Annotated in this window: 5 protein-coding genes; all 5 read right to left on the bottom strand. The window is 71.0% G+C overall.

Annotated features, from left to right (window positions below):
• Positions 1-539, bottom strand: a 539-nt coding sequence (locus tag G6027_RS04645) for a class I SAM-dependent methyltransferase (RefSeq protein WP_182635820.1), incomplete at its 3' end; no start/stop codon positions are given.
• Positions 540-594: 55 nt separating this feature from the next.
• Positions 595-1,011 (bottom strand): carboxymuconolactone decarboxylase family protein, encoded by a 417-nt coding sequence (locus G6027_RS04640; RefSeq protein WP_346995631.1) that lies wholly within the window; start codon positions 1,009-1,011, stop codon positions 595-597.
• Entirely contained in the window at positions 1,008-2,000 is a 993-nt protein-coding gene (locus G6027_RS04635) for an NAD(P)-dependent oxidoreductase (RefSeq protein WP_277612300.1), read from the bottom strand. The genes G6027_RS04640 and G6027_RS04635 overlap by 4 nt, the downstream gene beginning before the upstream one ends.
• Positions 1,997-2,749: an SDR family oxidoreductase gene (locus tag G6027_RS04630; protein ID WP_182635818.1), complete on the bottom strand. Its 753-nt coding sequence runs from the start codon at positions 2,747-2,749 to the stop codon at positions 1,997-1,999. The genes G6027_RS04635 and G6027_RS04630 overlap by 4 nt, the downstream gene beginning before the upstream one ends.
• 54 nt (positions 2,750-2,803) lie before the next feature.
• A complete protein-coding gene (locus tag G6027_RS04625) occupies positions 2,804-4,279 on the bottom strand; it encodes an aldehyde dehydrogenase (RefSeq protein ID WP_182635817.1) in 1,476 nt (491 codons plus the stop codon).
• Positions 4,280-4,383: the final 104 nt, after the last annotated feature.

Raw genomic sequence — 4,383 nt, 5'->3', positions numbered from 1 at the left:
CGACCGCCGTCCTCGGGGTTCGGGAACACGTCGTGGATCAACAGCGCACCACCGACCGCGACCCACGGTGCCCATCCCTCGTAGTCGGCCTCCGCCGCCTCGGAGGAGTGGCCGCCGTCGATGAACACGAACGAGGCGGGCTTGCCCCAGACGCGGGCCACCTGGCGCGAGGTGCCCACGGCCGCCGTCACCACGTCGTCGAGCTTCGCGTCCCACATCGTGTGCCGGAACGCCACGAGGGTCTCCAGGCGGCCGGTATGCGGGTCGACCAGCGTGGTGTCGTGGTACTCCCACCCGGGCTGGTGCTCCTCGGACCCACGGTGGTGGTCGACGGTGACGATGCTGCCGCCGGTCACACGCGCGGCCGCGCCCAGGAACACGGTCGACCGGCCACAGTAGGTGCCGATCTCGACCCCCACGCCGTCGCCCAGGTACTCGCAGGCGATCTCGTAGAGGGTGCGGCCCTCGTCCAGCGGCATGAAGCCGGGGGCGGCGAGCGCCACGTCGAGCAGCGCCTGGTCGATCTGGGGTGCGGTCATGTCCTCAACCTATCGCCCGTGACTCTGCCCCCGACTCCCGCCCTGACCCCCGAGCTCACCCCTCGCCCCCGGCCTCTGCCGCGGCCCGTCGTGCGGCCTTGCGGGCGCGCGCGACGTGCGGGCCCACCACGTTGCCCAGCTTGGTGCCGTTGGGCCAGCCGGCGTAGTAGCAGAGGAACAGCACGATCTCCTCGAGCTCCTCCGGGGTGAGCTCGTCGTTTCCCAGCGCGGCCCCCACCTGGATGTCGGCGATGTCCGTGTTGCCCTGCGCGGTGAGTGCACCCAGCAGGAGCAGGCGGCGGTCGCGGTGGCTCAGGCCGGGGCGGGACCATACGCGCCCGAACAGGTGGTCCGCGGTCTCGGCGAAGTAGTCGCCGGGGCCGTCGGACATCTCGAAGCCGTAGACCTCGGTCATCATGGCCAAGCCGCGCTCGCGGTCGGGGGTCATGCCGGACTCTGTCGTGTCGCTCATCGTGCTCCCTCGTCGTCGTCGTCCACATCCACACCCGCGGCCGTGGCGCGGCGGGCGATCTCGCCCGGCCCCACGCCGAACCCGGTGCCCAGGTCCCGTAGCGCGATGGTCCCGAGCGGCAGGTCCACCTCCAGGCGCTCGCCCAGGGACAGGGCCAGTGAGAGGTCCTTCTCTCCGAGGCCCCGGACATGGGTGAACACGCCGTGCCAGAAGTCGTCGGCGTCGATCGGTGCGGTGGTCTCGCGCAGCATCACGGCCCCGGCGCCGCCGGTGATGGCGTCGGTGTGCCGGACCACGCGACCGAGCTTGGCGATGTCGACGCCCGCCGCCTCCGCCAGGCGCGAGGCCTCGGCGGTGGCGGTGAAGGAGATGAAGTGCAGCAGGTTACGGGCCAGCTTCATCCGCGTACCCGAGCCCACCTCACCGGCGTGGACCGGCATGGCGGCCCACAGGGCGAAGACGGGCTTGCAGGCCTCGTAGACCTCGCGCGGCCCGCCCACCATCACCGCGAGTTCGCCCTTCTCGGCCCCGGGCGCACCGCCGGAGACCGGGGCGTCGACCAGATGCACCCCCGCGGCCGCGCACACCCCAGCCAGCTCTACGGCCGTGGAGTCGGAGATGGTGGAGTGGACCGCGATCACCGTCCCGGGTGCCGCGGTGCGCAGGATCCCGTCGGGGCCGTCGACGACGTCACGGACCTGGGCGTCGTCGAGAACCGTCACCGAGACCAGTCGTGCGGTCCGGGCGACCTCGGCCGGAGTCGCGGCGGCGGTGGCCCCCTCGGCGACGAACGGTTCGGTGGCCTCGGGACGGACGTCGCAGACCACCAGGCCGCCCGGCCAGGTCAGGAGCCGACGCGCGATGGGCGCCCCCATGTTGCCCAGGCCGATGAACCCGACCGGGGCGGGGGAGTCCTCGGGCGTCCCGGGCCCGATCCGCGGTGCGGGCTCCTGGTCGACGTTCTGCTCTGCGCTCTGGCCCGTGCTCATGACCGGATGATCTGTCCGCCGTCGACGTTGAAGATCTGCCCGGTGATCCAGGACGCCTCGTCCGACAGGAGGAACAGCAGCATGCCCACCAGGTCCTGCGGCTGGCCCATGCGCTTGAGGGGGAGCTTGTCGACCATGTCCTTGACGATCGACTGCGGGGTGGTGGTGCGGTTGGCCTCGGTGTCGATCGGGCCGGGCGCGATGGCGTTGACTCGGATGTTCGACCCGCCGAGCTCGGTGGCGAGCTGCTGGGTCAGGCCGTTGACGCCCACCTTGGCCAGGCCGTAGAAGCCGGAGTAGAGCCACGCGGCGGTGGAGGACTGGTTGACGATCGCGCCGCCACCTGCCGCCGCCATCTTCTCCCAGCAGGCACGCACCATGAGGAGCTGGCCGTTCATGTTGACCTGCATGAACTTCTGGTAGTAGTCCCACGGCACCGTGATGAGGAAGTCGAGCTTCATGCCGCCGAAGATCGCGGCGTTGTTGACCAACATGTCCAGCCGGCCATACTTCTCCACCGTCGCCTCGGCGCACGCACCGGCCGAGTCCGGGTCGGAGACGTCGGTGTGATGGAAGAAGGCCTCGCCGCCGGCGGCGACGATCTCCGCGGCCACGCGCTCGCCCTCGGTGTCCGAGACGTCGGCCACCACGACCTTCGCGCCCTCCGCGGCGAGCGCCTTGGCGTACTCCTCGCCGATTCCGCCGGCCGCGCCGGTCACGATCACGGACTTGCCGTCAAAACGTCCCATGTCTGTAGTCTCTGCTTCCTTGATAGGGGTGGTGGGTCAGGTGTGGGTGGCGAGTCAGGCCGGGGTCGCCACGGACTTGGTCTCGAGGTACTCCTCGAAGCCCTGGCGGCCCATCTCGCGGCCGATGCCCGACTGCTTGTATCCGCCGAAGGGCACGTCGGCGCCGTACCAGACGCCGCCGTTCACCCCGAGCGTTCCGGTGCGGATGCTCGCGACGACCTTCTCGACCCGGTCGAGATCGGCGCCCCAGACGGCGCCGGAGAGGCCGTAGGGGGAGTCGTTGGCGATCCGGACCGCGTCGTCGTCGCCGTCGTGGGGGATGACGACGAGGACGGGCCCGAAGATCTCCTCCTGGGCCACCCGCGCGGAATTGTCGAGACCGGAGATCAGGGTGGGCTCCACCCAGAAGCCCGTGGCCTTGTCCTGGCCGGAGGGGCGGCCGCCGCCGATCTCGATGGTGCCGCCCTCCTCCACGGCCAGCGCGATGTACCCCTCGACCCGCTCGCGCTGAAGTTCGGAGATCAGCGGACCGCACAGTGTGCCGGGGTCGGTGGGGTCGCCCGGCGCGAAGGCCGCCATGGCCCCCTTGGCCGCCTCGACGGCCTCGTCATACTTCTCGCGCGGCACCACCAGGCGCGTGGTGAGAGCGCAGCCCTGGCCGGCGTGGGTGCAGGCGTTGAGGGCCGTCATGAAGCACGCGGCGCCCAGGTCTGCGTCGTCGAGCACCACCGCGGCGGATTTGCCGCCCAGCTCGAGAAAGACCTTCTTGAGGGTCTCCGCCGCGGCCACCATGATCTTCTTGCCGGTGGCGGTGGATCCGGTGAACGAGACCAGGTCCACGCGCGGGTCGGTGGTCAGCTGGGCGCCAACGCCGTGGTCCGAGGACGACACCACGTTGAGCACGCCCGCGGGGATGTCGGTCTCCTCGGCGGCGATCCGGGCCACGGCCGCGGCGATGAGCGGGGTGTCCGGCGCGGGCTTGAGCACCACGGTGCAGCCGGCGGCCAGGGCGGGGCCGATCTTGGCCAGGTTGATCTGGTTGGGGAAGTTCCACGGGGTGATAGCGCCGACCACGCCGATCGCCTCCCGGCGCGCCGACCGGTGGGAGCGCACCCCCATCACCTCGGACTCGCCCAGTTCCTCGACCCACTGGTAGGCGTCGACGAGGTCGGCGAGCCAGCCCAGGTCGGCGACGGGACCCTCCAGCTGCGGACCGGTGGTGAACATGTGCGGGGCGCCGACCTCGGAGATGGTGAGCGCGCGCAGGTCCTCGGTGTGGGACTGCAGGGCGTCCCGGAGTTGCCGCAGGCACGACGCCCGGAAGGCATGATCGGTGGACCACGTGGTGGTGTCGAACGCGGTCCGGGCGGCCGCGATGGCGGCGTCCATGTCCTCGGGGCGGGCGTCGGCGGCGCGGCCGATCAGTTCCTCCGTGGCGGGGTTGAGGACGTCGAACGTGCCGCCCCCGGAGGCCGGGCGCAGCTCGCCGCCGATGAGGAGCGGGGCGTCGTAGGTGGTGCTCGTCGTCACGGGGGGCCTTCCGTCGGGTGCGGGTGGACAACTGTCTAGACGATAGTCCGGCGGGTGGTGTACTGTCCAGACACATGTCCAGTGACGTTCGTTTCGAATCGACG

It is taken from the genome of Dietzia sp. SLG310A2-38A2, from assembly GCF_014145095.1.
Classification (GTDB): domain Bacteria; phylum Actinomycetota; class Actinomycetes; order Mycobacteriales; family Mycobacteriaceae; genus Dietzia.
Note: the sequence above shows the minus strand (reverse complement) of the source record. Positions and strands in the feature narration are given on the sequence as shown.